The organism is Nocardioides marmoraquaticus (assembly GCF_054777915.1).
In genome coordinates this window covers 205250-217868 of sequence record NZ_BAAHAA010000001.1, presented here as the reverse complement: position 1 = coordinate 217868, position 12619 = coordinate 205250, and the positions used below count along the sequence as shown (strand labels likewise).

The window sequence follows — 12619 nt, the reverse complement described above, 5'->3', positions numbered from 1 at the left end:
GCCGGCTGGAGGACCGGGAAGGGTCACTCCCAGGCAGTGTCCTGAGTCTTGACGACGCCGGTCGGAGCCTTCTCCCAGGCGGTGTCGGCGTGGGCGGGGGAGCCGAGCGCGATCACCGCGACGGAGGCGGCAGCGACGGTCAGGGCCTTGGCAGCGTGGCGGAGGTTCATGCGAGTCGTCCTTTGTTCGTGGTGGGCAAGGACAAGCCTCCCCCGAGATCACGCAGGAGAGTCCTGCCGGACCCCCTCGCGAACGTGCAATGCAGGTTCGTGCACTCCTGAGGGCAGGACGGAACCGCCCCCGGTCGCGGATCGCGAGCCGGGGGCGGGTCTGGCGGAGGTGGAGGGATTTGAACCCTCGATGGGGTTGTAGCCCCAAACCCGCTTAGCAGGCGGGCGCCATAGACCTGACTAGGCGACACCTCCAGACCGGGCACAGGTTACCGATCGGTGCTGCGCCCGGCGAATCCGGCCCGCCGCCAGCCCCTGGGCGAGGGCCTCGAGACCCGGTGAGGTGCAGCCGGCAGCGCCTGTCAGCCGAGGCGCTTGTAGCCGTGGGTGCGGTCGAGCTGGGCGGCGATGACGTGGACGAGCTCCTCGGGGTCGCCGGCGAAGACGTCAACCGGGAGGGTGGCGGTGCGGCCGTCGCGGAGGCGGATCATCGAGCAGCGGACCCCGTCGACGGTCGCGACCTTCACGTCGAGCACGTCGCTCCAGCGCGCCGAGCGGGCCTCGGCCGAGCGGAGGCCCCGGATCCGGTAGCCGTCCTCGTCGAGCCGCAGCACCCAGTGCGCCGGCAGGAGCAGGCCGAGCAGGGCGGCGAGCGCCGCGAACACCAGCACGACGACGACCGTGACGACCGCGCCCGGCAGGCTCAGCAGCCACGCGAGCAGCACCAGCACGAGCAGCGCCACGGAGACGACGACGATGCCGGCGCCGAGGACCCGGGCGCGCAGCGCGGGGGCGAGCGGGCGGCGTACCGGAAGGTCCGGGAGGGGCGGTTGGGGCTGCTGGGGCGTGGGTGCTGCGGACATCTCGTGTCGAGAGTAGTCCAGCCGTGGACCACGCTTGATCGAGGCGTCGCGGGGGGCCACGATCGCGACGTCAAGCCTGCGGTGCTGCCCGTCGCCGCGGGGCCGTCGAACGCGAGGCAGGTCGCCTGATGGGTGCCAACGACGCCGCCGTCCGAGAGCTGCAGCAGCTCCTCGACGCCTCACCCACCGCCCCCGAGTGGCGGTGGAACGCCCACCGACGCCTCGTCTCCGCCCGTACGGCGCTCGCCGTGCCGGCGCAGCCGCGGGGCGACCACGACGCGACCCCGACCGACGTGCCCGCCCGCCTCGACGAGCTCAGCGAGGGCGTCCTCGACCGGCTGCACGTGCAGACCGTCGTGCGCGAGGTCAGCACGCTGCTGCGCCACCTCGAGGACTGACCCCGGGCTGACCCGGGACTGACCCGGGGCTGACTGGCAGAGGGGGCGGGATTCGAACCCGCGGTAGGTCTCCCTACGACCGCTTTCAAGGCGGTTCCGATAGGCCACTCCGGCACCCCTCCTGGTAGGGCCAGAGCCTAGGCCACGCTCACAGCCGGCGGTTGGCCAGCGAGGGGTTGGTACGCCGCACCTCGGCCACCGCGTCGCGCTCGAGCAGCGTGTCGAGCACCGCCTCGTCGGCGTCGGCCTCGACGACGACGTCGCCGGTCGGGGCGACGACGGTGGAGTGACCGGTGTAGCGGGGGCCGGGCTGGCCGACGCCGATCACCCAGACGGTGTTCTCGATGGCACGGGCGCGCAGCAGGGTGCGCCAGTGCTCGACCTTGCGCTCGCCCGCGACCCAGGCGGCGGGCACGACGAGCGCCTCGGCTCCTGCGACCGCGAGCGCACGGGCGAGCTCGGGAAAGCGCAGGTCGTAGCAGGTCATCAGGCCCAGCGGGAAGCCGTCGACCTCGGCGGTGGCCGGCTCGAGCGGACCCGGGCTGATGGTGCGCGACTCCTCGTAGCCGAAGGAGTCGTAGAGGTGGATCTTGCGGTAGGCGCTCACCCGGCCGCGCTGCGCCAGGACGAGGGTGTTGAGCGGGCGGGCCGGGTCGTCGCCGCGCTCGAACATCCCGCCCAGCCACGCCGGGCCCGCCTCGCTGAGCTGCTGCAGCCGGGTGGCGAAGGGCCCGTCGAGGTCCTCGGCCCACGGCGCGAGGTCGGAGCCGGCCTCGCCGAAGTCACGGGCGAACGCCTCCGGCAGCACCACGAGGTCGGTCCCACCCGCCTCGGCGGCGGCGCGGTCGATCGCGGTGAGGTTGTCGGCCGGGTCGAGGGCCGAAGCCTGCTGCACCAGGCGGACCCGCAACGTGCTGCTCATGGCCTCCAGGGTGTCAGACTCGCCGGGTGGTCGTCGGGGTCGTGGTGCTGACGGGCGGCACCGGACGCCGGCTGGGAGGCGCCGACAAGGCTGGTCTCACGGTGGGCGGTCGGTCGCTGCTGTCGCGGGCGCTGTCCGCCGCGTCCGGACTGGGCCCGGTCGTGGTGGTGGGGCCGTTCCTCACCGGCGTCCCGGCGACCTTCGTGCGGGAGGACCCACCGGGGGGTGGCCCGGCCGCTGCGCTGCTCGCCGGGGTCGCAGCGCTCCCCGAGGTCGACCTGGTGGTCGTGCTGGCGGTCGACATGCCCCTGGTCGCCAGCGCGACGCTCGAGCGGCTGGTCGGCGCCGTCGGTCCCGGTGACGGGGCGCTGCTGGTCGACGGCGACGGGCGCGAGCAGTACCTCTGCGCGGCGTACTCCCGCGCGGCGCTGCTCGCCGCCGCCCCGGCCGACGTCGACGGCCTGCCGCTTCGGCGGCTCGTCGCCGGGCTCTCGCTCGCGCCCGTCCCGGCCGTCGGCGACGAGGCGCTTGACGTCGACACCCCCGGCGACCTCGACCTCGTACGGCGGCTCGCGGGCGGCTGAGGGCCGGCTCGGCGGGACTTTTCGAACGAAAAGTCCCCGACACGCCGACGCCGGAGGTGCCGATCGGTCGAAAACCAACCGACGACGCAGCCCGCGCCGAGCCCGTGGCAGGCTCGGGCGCATGCGAGCCGTGACCGCGCCCGAGCCCGGAGGGCCGGAGGCCCTCGTCGTCAGCGACCACCCCGACCTCGAGCCGGGGCCGGGCGAGGTGGTGATCGAGGTGGTCGCCACGGCGGTCAACCGCGCCGACACGTTGCAGCGGCAGGGCCACTACCCGCCGCCGAAGGGCGTCACCGAGGTGCTCGGGCTGGAGTGCTCCGGCCGCGTCGCCGCGCTCGGGGAGGGCGTCGACGGGTTCGAGGTCGGCCAGGAGGTGTGCGCGCTGCTCGCGGGCGGCGGGTACGCCGAGCAGGTCGTCGTGCCCGCGGGCCAGGTGATGCCGGTGCCGTCGGGCGTCGACCTCGTCACCGCCGCCGCGCTGCCCGAGGTGGCGTGCACGGTGTGGTCGACGGTGTTCATGGTGGCGGGCCTGCAGCAGGACGACGTGCTGCTCGTGCACGGCGGCGCCGGCGGCATCGGCAACATGGCGGTGCAGCTCGGGGCGGCGTACGGCGCTCGCGTGCTGACCACCGCGGGCACGGCCGACAAGCGGGAGTTTTGCGTGAAGCTCGGGGCCGAGCGGGCGATCGACTACCGCGAGGAGGACTTCGTCGAGGTCGTCAAGGGCGTGGGCGGCGCCGACGTCATCCTCGACAACATGGGGGCCTCCTACCTCGACCGCAACGTCGACGCGCTCGCCGTCGAGGGCCGCCTGGTGATCATCGGCATGCAGGGCGGGGTCAAGGGCGAGCTGAACATCGGCAAGCTGCTGCCCAAGCGCGGCGCCGTCATCGCCGCCTCGCTGCGCGCCCGCCCCACCGAGCAGAAGGCCGCCATCTGCGCCGCCGTCGTCGAGCACGTGTGGCCGCTGGTGGAGCAGCGGAAGGTGCGCACCTTCGTGCACGAGACGTATCCCCTCGAGGACGCCCACCGTGCCCACCAGGTCATGGAGGAGGGCTCGCACACCGGCAAGCTGGTGCTGACGACGGGTCGCTGATCATCCGCTCAGGCGGGTCATCAGTGACTCCGTGGCTGCGGCAGCAGTCACGACGTCACCGAGATGGACGACACGTCATGGGGCGAGGGGCTGTCGGGAGGCGTGGGTACCCTCCACCCCATGTCGACGTCCTCCGGTGAGCACCAGCCCGACACGACCCACGACGACGGCCACGTCGTCGTGATCGGGCCCGACGGGCAGCCGGTGGCGGTGCCGGCCTCCGCGCTGCAGGGCGCCCAGGAGGTCGAGCCGATCGACGACGGCGACGGCGGTCCGCGCAACCTGACCGACCTCGTCGAGCAGCCCGCCAAGGTGATGCGCATCGGGCGCATGGTGCAGCAGCTGCTCGAGGAGGTGAAGGCGGCGCCCGTCGACGAGCCGGGCCGCCAGCGCCTCGCCGACGTCGTGCACACCTCCATCGCGGAGCTCAAGGACGGCCTGGCCCCCGAGCTCGACGACGAGCTCGACCGGCTGATCAAGCCCTTCGAGGGCGGCACGCCCACCGAGTCCGAGATCCGCATCGCCCAGGCGCAGCTGGTCGGCTGGCTCGAGGGCCTCTTCAGCGGCATCCAGACGGCGATCTACGCCCAGCAGATGGCCGCCCGCGGCCAGCTCGAGCAGATGCGCCGCGCGCTCCCGCAGGGCATGACCCCCGGCGCACCGCAGGGCCAGCCGCAGCAGGGGGCCGACGACGACGGCCACGGCAACCGCGGGGGCATGTACCTCTAGCCCGCGTCCCACCACCGCAGCACCCGCAGCGCGGCGAGCGTGACCCACGGCGACGGCTCGCCGACGACGCCGTACGACGCGTGGGCAGGGCCGCGCAGCACCCGCGGCAGCGGCCAGCGGCCGTCGGGGAGCCGCAGCGATCTCACGACGTCCACCGCGTCGGCCAGCCGCTCGTCGCGCCGGTCGGCGCGGCGGAAGTGCTCGAGACCCCGCAGCACGTCGTGGTGCCAGCGGGTGGGGTGCGCGGGCAGCAGGTAGTCGGGGTCGGCGACCTCCCCGTCGCGCTGCCGCCAGGCGAGGCGGCGTACGAGCAGCCACTCCTCGCCGGCCGCGCGGGCGTCGGGAGCCGCGTCGGCCGCGAGCAGGGCCTCGACCACGTTGACGGTCGAGTCGAAGGAGGACGTGAGGGCGCCGCGCTCGCGCTCGCAGTTCCACGCGCCGTCGGGCAGCTGGTCGCCGACGAGCCGCTCCACCACGGGCGTCACGTCGACGCCGAACCAGCAGCCGGTCACGACCAGCCGACCGTTGATGCACTCCTCGACCTCGCCGTCCCAGAACGGCTGCTGGTCGTGCTCCCACCGCAGCGCCGACGCCGCCTCGACCAGCGCGGCCGCGGTGGGGGACGCGGGGTCGAGGCCGAGCTCGACCAGCTCGTGCAGCACGAACGACGTCGCCGTCCACGCCTGGCCCTGGGCGCGGAACAGCTCCTCGGTGTAGCCCTCCGGCCAGAACGCCGCGTGCTCCCACGTGCCCTGGTCGTCGCGGGCCGCGAGCAGCGCGGCGCCGACGCCCTCGTGCTCGACCCGGGCGCGCACCGGCGCCCACGACGACGCCGGCTCGTCGAGCAGGTCGCGGCGCGCCCGCCACGCGACGGCGGGGTCCGACTCCAGCAGCCAGGTGACGACGTCCACCGGCCTACTGTGCGTCGAGCAGCCCCTCGATGACCACCGCGACGCCGTCGTCGTCGTTGGAGGGCGCGCGGTGCGTGGCGGCCTCGATCGCGAGCGGGTGGGCGTCGGCCATGGCGTACGACGTGCCGGCCCACCGCAGCATGGCGACGTCGTTGGGCATGTCGCCGAGCGCGACGACCTCGCCCGGCTGCACCCCCAGCTCCTCGCACAGCAGCGCGAGCGTGGAGGCCTTGGTGACGCCGGCCGCGCTGATCTCGAGCAGGTCGTCGCCGTTGGAGAAGGTGACCTCCACCCGGTCGCCGGCCAGCTCCTGCACGCGGGGGGCGTAGTCGTCGGCGATGGTGCCGGGGTTGCGCACCAGCAGCTTCTGCACCGGCTCGGTGACGAGCTCGGCGAGCGGGCGGCGGCGTACGTCGGGGGCGAGCTCGTGCTGCGGACGGTAGGCCTCGTGGTCCTCGACCAGGAAACCGTCGAGCCGCTCGACGGCGAACGCCGCCCCCGGGAACTCCGCCCGCACCGCCGCGGTCACGTGGTCGACGTCGGCGGCCGCGATGGTGCGCTCCAGGCGCGGGCCGTCGGTGCTGACGTCCCACACCAGCGCACCGTTGGCGGCGATGACGAGGCCGTGGCGCCCGACGTGCTCGAAGACCTCGGCAGCCCAGCGCAGCGGCCGGCCGGTCACGAACACGACCGGCAGGCCGGCGTCGTGGGCGCGCTCGAGCGTGGCGGCGGTGCGCGGCGAGACCGTGCGGTCGCTGCGCAGCAGGGTGCCGTCGAGGTCGGTCGCGACCAGGCGAGGGGTCATGGGGCGGGCTCCAGAGGTACGTCGGGTCGGGCGGGCGGCCGGCGCGGTCACCACGCCGGTGGTGCCCGGGAGCGGCCGCACCATCACCAGGGACCCGTCGTCGCGTGCGCCACGCAGGCCGGTGAACCCGCTCCGGGTCGCGAACCGCATCGCCGCGGGGTCGTCGGGGCGCACCGCGGCGCGGACCCGCACCCCGAGCCGGTCGGCCTCGGCGAGCAGCGCCGCCAGCGCCTCCCGCCCGGCGCCGCGCCCGCGCGCCTCGTCGACCAGCCGTACGACGGCCTCGACCTCCGCGGTGCCGTCGTCACCGGCCGCGGGCGGCCCGACCAGGGCGGCGCAGCCGAGCGTGGCGCCGTCGCCGCGGCGTACGACGTGGCGCGGGCCCCAGCCATCGGACCCGTCGGCCACGAGCGCCACCAGGTCGAGGTCGTCACGGGCGGGGTAGCCGGGCAGCCACGACACCCGTCGGCGGCCCGCGAGCATGCCCGCGGCGTCCTCCGGCGTGACGAGCGGGAGCCGCAGCCGCTCGGTGGTGAGCTCGGGGGCAGGGTCGCTCAGGGGAACCACCGACGGATCTCGCGGGCGGCGCCGTCGTCGTCGACGGAGTCGGTGGTGGCGTCGGCGGCCTCGTGGACGACGTCGGGGGCCTGGCCCATCGCGACGCCGCGGCCGGCCCAGCGGAGCATCTCGAGGTCGTTGCGGCCGTCGCCGATGGCCAGCACGTCGGCGGCGTCGAGGCCGAGGTCGTCGCACACCAGCGCGAGGCCGGAGGCCTTGGAGACCCCGGGCGGCTGCAGGTCGAGCCAGGCGGTCCAGCCGACGAAGTACTCGGTGCCCTGCAGCCCGACCCGCTTGGCGGTGGCGATGAAGTCGTCGACGGAGGCGTGGGGGTCACGGATGATGACGCGGCTGACGGGCTCGCCGACGATCTCGTCGATCGGGGCCTCGACCAGCTGGCCGGTGAGCTCGCCGGGTGGGAAGGGGCGGCTGACCTTGTAGCCGACGCCGCGCTCCTCGACGGCGACCATCGCCTCGGGGTGCTCGGCCAGCACGGCGCGCACGCTCTCGCTGGCGTCGAAGGTCGTCTCCTCGACCAGCTCGAAGGGCGGGTAGCGGAACACCACGGCGCCGTTGGACGCGACCACCCACAGCGGGCCCTGCGGCGTACCGCTGCGGCCGTCGGTGATGCCGAGCAGGTCGGCCACCGGCATCATGCCCTCGGGCGAGCGGCCGCTCGCCAGCACGACGTGGGCGCCGGCGTCCTGCGCCGCCCGGACCGCCTCGCGCACGGCCGGGTTGACCTCCTCGCGGGCCGCGCCGACGGCCTCGCCGTCGTCGTCCTCGGTCCAGCGCAGCAGCGTGCCGTCGATGTCGAGCGCGACGAGGCGAGGCTGCCAGCCCGGCGCACCAGACGTCACGCCGGGACCACGGGCTCGATGACCTCCCGGCCCTGCAGGTAGGGCTGCAGCGCCGCGGGCACCCGGACCGAGCCGTCGGCCTGCTGGTGGGTCTCGAGCAGCGCGACGATGGTGCGGGGGATCGCGGTGAGGGTGCCGTTGAGCGTCGCCACCGGCTTGACGTCCTTCTCGCCGAACCGGCCGCGGATGCCGAGCCGGCGGGTCTGGAAGTCGGTGCAGTCGGAGGTCGAGGTGAGCTCGCGGTAGCGACCCTGGGTGGGGATCCAGGCCTCGCAGTCGTACTTGCGTGCCGCCGAGAGCCCCAGGTCGCCCGCCGCGACGTCGATGACGCGGTAGGCGAGCTCGAGCTTGTCGAGCCACTCCTTCTCCCACCCGAGCAGCCGGAGGTGCTCCTCGGCGGCGTCCTCGAGAGTGGTGTAGGTGAACATCTCGACCTTGTCGAACCAGTGCACCCGGAAGATGCCCCGGGTGTCCTTGCCGTGCGAGCCGGCCTCCTTGCGGAAGCACGGCGAGAAGGCGACGTAGCGGCGCGGCAGCGACTCGGCGTCGAGGATCTCGTCGGAGTGGTACGCCGCCAGCGGCACCTCCGAGGTGCCGACGAGGTAGGTCTCCTGACCCTCGATCCGGTAGACGTCGTCGGCGGCCTGGCCGAGGAAGCCGGTGCCCTCCATCGCGCGCGGACGCACCAGCGTCGGCGGCACCATCGGGGTGAAGCCGGCCGCGCGGGCCTGGTCCATCGCCATGTTGACCAGCGCGAACTCCAGGTCGGCGCCGACGCCGGTCAGGTAGTAGAACCGCGAGCCCGACACCTTGGCGCCGCGCTCGAGGTCGATGGCGCCGAGCAGCCGGCCGAGCTCGACGTGGTCGCGCGGCTCGAAGCCCTCGCCCGCGAAGTCGCGGACGGTGCCGTGCTCGGAGATCACGGCGTAGTCGTCCTCGCCGCCCGCCGGCGCCTCGTCGGCGGCCGGGTTGGGGATCGCCAGCAGCGCCTGGCGCCACTCCTCGTCGGCCTCGGTCTGGCGCGTCTCGGCGGTGCGCACGTCGGCGGCCAACGACTTGGTGCGGGCGAGCAGCTCGGCCTTCGCCTCGCCCTGCGCCTTCGGGATCTCCTTGCCGAGCTGCTTCTGCTCGGCCCGCAGCCGCTCGAAGTCGGCGATTGCCTCGCGGCGGTCGGTGTCGGCGCCCAGGGCACGGTCGACGACGTCGCCGGAGAGCCCCCGCTTGGCCTGGGCGGCACGGATGCGGTCGGGGTCGTCGCGGAGCAGTCGTGGGTCGATCACGTGGCGAGGATAACGAGCGGCACCGGGGCGCCCGCCCGCCCGTCGCGCCGCAGCGGCGTACGGCGCCTGTCATGCTCGTCAACCGTGAACCAGGTGCAGCGTCGACGTGCCCAGGGGTTGGCCGCCGTGGCCTGCCTGGCGGTGTTCGGTGTGCTGCTCGCGCTCGTGCTCACCGAGTGGGGTCCGCTGCACCGCTTCGACGAGTGGGTCGGGGCGTGGCCGCAGGAGCAGACCGAGGCGCACGGCTGGCTGGAGGGCTTCTGGCGGCTGGTCAGCGCGGTCTTCGGCACCCTCCCGCTGACGATCGCCGCGCTGGTCACCGCCGGGCTGCTGCTGAACAAGGGCTACCACCGGGCCGCGATCTGGACCCTGCTGGTGATGGCGACCGTCTCGCTGGCCACCACCGGCGCCAAGCTGCTCATCGCACGCGACCGGCCCGAGCTCGGCCTGCTGGAGCTGACGAGCTTCTCGTTCCCGTCGGGCCACGCCACCGGCACGACCGGCGCCGCCGGGGTCGCGATCGTGCTCACCCACCTGCTGGTGCGGCGGAGCGGCGTACGACGCCTCGTCACCGGCCTCGCGGTCTTCCTCGTGGTGCTGGTCGGCGCCGACCGACTCTTCCTCGGCGTCCACTTCGTCTCCGACGTGCTCGGGGGTGTGGCGCTGGCCTCGGCAATCGTGCTCGGCTGGCTGGCGGCGTACGACCCGACGCCGCGCAGCATCGCCGCGGTCGCCGACCCGCTGCCCTCCGACACCCCCGCCGTCGCCGACCGCAAGCGGCTCGCGGTGATCCTCAACCCCATCAAGGTCGACGACGTCGGTCGCTTCCAGGCGCTGGTCGAGGAGCTGGCCGGCGACGCCGGCTACGCCCACGTCGACTGGCACCGCACGACCCCGGAGGACACCGGCTACGGCATGGCGCACGCCGCCGCGGTCGACGGTGCCGACCTCGCGCTCGCGGTCGGCGGCGACGGCACCGTGCGCGCCGTGTGCGAGGAGCTCGCCGGCACCGGCATCCCCGTCGGCATCGTGCCCGCCGGCACCGGCAACCTGCTCGCCCGCAACCTCGACCTGCCGCTCTACCTGCGCTCGGCCGTCGACGTCGGCCTCAACGGCCAGGACCGCGCCGTCGACATGGTCGAGGTCAGCGGCGACAACATGGACGACTCGGTCTACCTCGTCATGGCCGGCATGGGCTTCGACGCCGCGATCATGGAGGGCGTCAACGAGCAGGTGAAGGCCCGCGTCGGCTGGCTCGCCTACGTGCTCTCGGCGCTCAAGGCGCTGATGTTCCCCGCGATCCGGGTCGACATCTCGGTCGACGGCGGCGAGTTCACCCGCCACCGCGCCCGCACCGTCGTCGTCGGCAACGTCGGCGCGTTGCAGGCCGGCATGCCGCTGATCCCCGACGCCGCCATCGACGACGGCCGCCTCGACGTCGTGCTGCTCTACCCCCGACGGTTCCTGTCCTGGATCCCCCTCGCCGCCCGCGTGCTGTCGCGCTCCAAGCGCACCGACGAGACCATCACCCGCATGAGCGGCCGCGAGGTCGTCGTCCGCGCCCACGCCGACGCCCCCCGCCAGCTCGACGGCGACCTGATCGAGCCCGGTCGCGAGATCCGCGCCCGCTGCATCCACGGCCGGCTGCTGGTGCGGGTGCGGCGGTAGTGGTTCCTGATTACCCGCTCAGGCGGGTAACCAGTGACTTCGTGGCCGCGGCAACAGGCACTAAGTCACTGAGAAGCGCGCCCAGTCGTCGTACGGCGGCTTGGGTGGCTGGGTCGACGTGGTGCCAGCAAACTCACTGGTTAACCAGTGAGTCTTGTGACTGATGTGACACGACGGGTCATCGGACTCTCACTGAGCCACGAAGTCTGACGCTGAGCCACGATTGTTTGCCGCGTCCAGCGGCAAAGTCACTGGTGAACCAGTGACTTTGCGCCCCGGCCCTGCGCCCCGGCCCCGCGCCTCGACCGCGTCGACAGGAGCCTCGCGGCACTCCGGTCGCCCGGGGCGCTCACCCGCGGGCGTGGGAGATGGCGTCCTGCTCCTCGGGGCTCAGCTGCTGCTCGCAGCGGCCGTCGACGACGTTCTTGGCGTAGGTGCGGGACTCGGAGCGGCCCTGGATCGAGGTGACGAGGACGCCGCTGCCGGAGTCGTCGAGCAGGGCGAGGCTCCACGAGAGCTGGCCGCCGGTGTCGGTGAAGGCGTCGTAGCGGACGACGGCGAGGTGGCGCAGCGCCTGGGCGCCCTCGCGGCGCAGGGCGGCGACCTCCTGACGCAGGGCCTGGACGTCGGTGGGGAGGTCGGTGTCGTCGGCGACCGTACGCCGCGCGCCGCCGCGCCGCGCCGCCAGCGACACGAACAGCGCCGCGGCGGCGAGGAGCAGGGCGAGGACGGCCACGAGGATCACCCGGGAAGCCTAGGCAGCGGGCGATCCCACGACCGACCGACGCGCCACGACAGCCCGCAGCCGCGTGGGAAAGTAGCGACGTGAGCACGAAGCGCATCGCCTACCAGGGCGAGCCGGGAGCCAACTCGCACATCGTGTGCCTCGAGCACTACCCCGACCTCGAGGCGCTGCCGTGCGCGTCGTTCGAGGACGCCTTCGCCGCGGTCGCCGGCGGCGAGGCCGACCTGGCGATGATCCCGATCGACAACTCGATCGCGGGCCGGGTCGCCGACGTGCACCACTTCCTGCCCGGGTCGGGGCTGCACATCGTGGCCGAGCACTTCCTGCGCATCCGGTTCTCGCTGATGGCGCTGCCGGGCGCGACGCTCGAGGGGCTCCGGTCGGTGCACAGCCACGTGCACGCGCTCGGCCAGTGCCGCGGCGTGATCCGCGAGCTCGGCCTGCACCCGGTCATCTCCGGCGACACCGCGGGGGCGGCTCGGGAGGTCGCCGAGTCGGGCGACCCGACGATGGCGGCCATCAGCCCGCCGCTCGCCGCGGCGACGTACGGCCTCGAGGTGCTGCGCGACGACGTCGAGGACGCCGACCACAACACCACCCGCTTCGTGGTGCTCTCGCGCGACCTCGTCGAGGCGCCGGTGGGGCAGGGGCCGGTCGTGACGACCTTCGTCTTCAACGTCCGCAACCTGCCGGCGGCGCTCTACAAGGCGCTCGGCGGCTTCGCGACCAACGGCGTCAACATGACCAAGCTCGAGAGCTACATGGTCGACGGGCAGTTCACCGGCACGCAGTTCCTCGCCGAGGTCGACGGCCACCCCGAGGAGCCCGGCCTCGCCCGCGCGCTCGAGGAGCTCACCTTCTTCACCACCGACGTCAAGATCATGGGCGTGTACGCCGCCGCGCCGTTCCGGGGCCGCTGAGATGCCCTTCGTGGCTCGCTCCGCTCGCACCTCAGGGAGCGAGGGGGGTCGCTCGGCTCGCACCTCAGGGAGCGAGGGGGTCGCTCCGCTCGCACCTCAGGGAGCGAGGC

The 12619-nt window shown here is 73.9% G+C and carries 14 protein-coding genes and 2 tRNA genes; 6 read left to right on the top strand and 10 right to left on the bottom strand.

From position 1 onward, the window contains the following. Positions 1-23: 23 nt before the first annotated feature. From ACYU8I_RS01095 to ACYU8I_RS01085, 3 genes are all read right to left on the bottom strand, one after another. Entirely contained in the window at positions 24-170 is a 147-nt protein-coding gene (locus tag ACYU8I_RS01095; RefSeq protein ID WP_460836477.1) for a hypothetical protein, read from the bottom strand. Positions 171-331: 161 nt separating this feature from the next. Beyond that, positions 332-425 (bottom strand) — tRNA-Ser (locus ACYU8I_RS01090). Positions 426-532: 107 nt separating this feature from the next. Beyond that, positions 533-1033, bottom strand: coding sequence for a hypothetical protein (locus ACYU8I_RS01085; RefSeq protein ID WP_460836476.1), 501 nt, complete (start codon positions 1031-1033; stop codon positions 533-535). 128 nt (positions 1034-1161) lie between these two features. Between ACYU8I_RS01085 and ACYU8I_RS01080 the strand changes: the two genes are divergently transcribed. Then, the gene (locus tag ACYU8I_RS01080; RefSeq protein WP_460836475.1) at positions 1162-1431 is read left to right on the top strand and encodes a hypothetical protein; all 270 of its coding nucleotides are present in this window, start codon (positions 1162-1164) and stop codon (positions 1429-1431) included. Positions 1432-1465: 34 nt separating this feature from the next. On the opposite strand, the gene ACYU8I_RS01075 is transcribed toward ACYU8I_RS01080, so the two are convergent. Both ACYU8I_RS01075 and ACYU8I_RS01070 read right to left on the bottom strand, forming a co-directional pair. Then, positions 1466-1553 (bottom strand) — tRNA-Ser (locus ACYU8I_RS01075). 26 nt (positions 1554-1579) lie between these two features. Beyond that, positions 1580-2353 carry a carbon-nitrogen hydrolase family protein gene (locus ACYU8I_RS01070; protein ID WP_460836474.1) on the bottom strand — a complete coding sequence of 258 codons (774 nt, stop codon included), beginning with the start codon at positions 2351-2353 and terminating at the stop codon, positions 1580-1582. Positions 2354-2379: 26 nt separating this feature from the next. On the opposite strand from ACYU8I_RS01070, the gene ACYU8I_RS01065 reads away from it, so the two are divergent. The 3 genes from ACYU8I_RS01065 to ACYU8I_RS01055 all read left to right on the top strand — a co-directional run bounded on the left by ACYU8I_RS01065 (position 2380) and on the right by ACYU8I_RS01055 (position 4762). Then, a complete protein-coding gene (locus ACYU8I_RS01065; RefSeq protein ID WP_460836473.1) occupies positions 2380-2937 on the top strand; it encodes an NTP transferase domain-containing protein in 558 nt (185 codons plus the stop codon). Positions 2938-3058: 121 nt separating this feature from the next. Continuing rightward, complete coding sequence (locus tag ACYU8I_RS01060) at positions 3059-4033, top strand: NAD(P)H-quinone oxidoreductase (protein WP_460836472.1); 975 nt, start codon at positions 3059-3061, stop codon at positions 4031-4033. A gap of 120 nt (positions 4034-4153) precedes the next feature. After that, positions 4154-4762: a bacterial proteasome activator family protein gene (locus tag ACYU8I_RS01055; protein WP_460836471.1), complete on the top strand. Its 609-nt coding sequence runs from the start codon at positions 4154-4156 to the stop codon at positions 4760-4762. Here the strand turns inward: ACYU8I_RS01055 and ACYU8I_RS01050 are convergent. The 4 genes from ACYU8I_RS01050 to serS are packed head-to-tail and all read right to left on the bottom strand — an operon-like array spanning position 4759 to position 9176. Continuing rightward, complete coding sequence (locus tag ACYU8I_RS01050) at positions 4759-5673, bottom strand: hypothetical protein (protein WP_460836470.1); 915 nt, start codon at positions 5671-5673, stop codon at positions 4759-4761. The two genes, ACYU8I_RS01055 and ACYU8I_RS01050, sit on opposite strands and share 4 nt — an antisense overlap. A gap of 4 nt (positions 5674-5677) precedes the next feature. After that, complete coding sequence (locus tag ACYU8I_RS01045; RefSeq protein WP_460836469.1) at positions 5678-7045, bottom strand: Cof-type HAD-IIB family hydrolase; 1368 nt, start codon at positions 7043-7045, stop codon at positions 5678-5680. Then, positions 7033-7896 (bottom strand): HAD family hydrolase, encoded by an 864-nt coding sequence (locus tag ACYU8I_RS01040; protein WP_460836468.1) that lies wholly within the window; start codon positions 7894-7896, stop codon positions 7033-7035. The genes ACYU8I_RS01045 and ACYU8I_RS01040 overlap by 13 nt, the downstream gene beginning before the upstream one ends. Then, on the bottom strand, positions 7893-9176 hold the full coding sequence (serS, locus tag ACYU8I_RS01035) for a serine--tRNA ligase (protein WP_460836467.1): 1284 nt from the start codon (positions 9174-9176) through the stop codon (positions 7893-7895). Before serS ends, ACYU8I_RS01040 begins: the two co-directional genes overlap by 4 nt. Positions 9177-9260: 84 nt before the next feature. Here serS and ACYU8I_RS01030 point away from each other — a divergent pair, with 84 nt between their 5' ends. Then, positions 9261-10844 carry a bifunctional phosphatase PAP2/diacylglycerol kinase family protein gene (locus ACYU8I_RS01030; protein ID WP_460836464.1) on the top strand — a complete coding sequence of 528 codons (1584 nt, stop codon included), beginning with the start codon at positions 9261-9263 and terminating at the stop codon, positions 10842-10844. A 349-nt stretch (positions 10845-11193) separates the two neighbouring features. Here ACYU8I_RS01030 and ACYU8I_RS01025 read toward each other — a convergent pair whose 3' ends face one another. Next, positions 11194-11589, bottom strand: a complete 396-nt coding sequence (locus tag ACYU8I_RS01025; protein ID WP_460836462.1) for a DUF4446 family protein — start codon at positions 11587-11589, stop codon at positions 11194-11196. Between the two features lie 80 nt (positions 11590-11669). Here ACYU8I_RS01025 and ACYU8I_RS01020 point away from each other — a divergent pair, with 80 nt between their 5' ends. After that, positions 11670-12509, top strand: a complete 840-nt coding sequence (locus tag ACYU8I_RS01020) for a prephenate dehydratase (RefSeq protein WP_460836460.1) — start codon at positions 11670-11672, stop codon at positions 12507-12509. The last annotated feature ends 110 nt before the right edge of the window (positions 12510-12619 follow it).

What these genes read in the sequence shown, in the direction of transcription:
- ACYU8I_RS01095 (WP_460836477.1), bottom strand. Translation starts at nt 170, where the DNA reads ATGAACCTCCGCCACGCTGCCAAGGCCCTGACCGTCGCTGCCGCCTCC.
- ACYU8I_RS01085 (WP_460836476.1), bottom strand. Translation starts at nt 1,033, where the DNA reads ATGTCCGCAGCACCCACGCCCCAGCAGCCCCAACCGCCCCTCCCGGAC.
- ACYU8I_RS01080 (WP_460836475.1), top strand. Translation starts at nt 1,162, where the DNA reads ATGGGTGCCAACGACGCCGCCGTCCGAGAGCTGCAGCAGCTCCTCGAC.
- ACYU8I_RS01070 (WP_460836474.1), bottom strand. Translation starts at nt 2,353, where the DNA reads ATGAGCAGCACGTTGCGGGTCCGCCTGGTGCAGCAGGCTTCGGCCCTC.
- ACYU8I_RS01060 (WP_460836472.1), top strand. Translation starts at nt 3,059, where the DNA reads ATGCGAGCCGTGACCGCGCCCGAGCCCGGAGGGCCGGAGGCCCTCGTC.
- ACYU8I_RS01055 (WP_460836471.1), top strand. Translation starts at nt 4,154, where the DNA reads ATGTCGACGTCCTCCGGTGAGCACCAGCCCGACACGACCCACGACGAC.